The organism is Nonomuraea sp. MG754425, assembly GCF_021699195.1.
Lineage (GTDB): Bacteria > Actinomycetota > Actinomycetes > Streptosporangiales > Streptosporangiaceae > Nonomuraea.
The window spans coordinates 1-276 of the sequence record NZ_SSXE01000587.1; the positions used below are offsets into that span (position 1 = coordinate 1).

At 68.8% G+C, this 276-nt stretch carries 1 pseudogene; it reads right to left on the reverse strand.

The features are described 5' to 3' along the window. Positions 1–94 precede the first annotated feature (94 nt). Positions 95–276, reverse strand: a pseudogene (locus FAF44_RS54080) (hypothetical protein); the annotation flags it as partial.

The window sequence follows — 276 nt, forward strand, 5'->3', positions numbered from 1 at the left end:
GGGCCAAGCTCGTGCAGCTCATGATGCCGGGGGTGCCGGACGTGTACCAGGGCAACGAGACGACCGACTTCTCCCTCGTCGACCCCGACAACCGGCGGCGCAGGCGCAGGGCCTGGGTGGTGACCAGGAGTTTGGCCGAGTCCCAGGAGGTCTCCGGCTTGCACGGGTACGTCACGGGCCGCCGGTTGTCGGGGTCGACGAGGGAGAAGTCGGTCGTCTCGTTGCCCTGGTACACGTCCGGCACCCCCGGCATCATGAGCTGCACGAGCTTGGCCC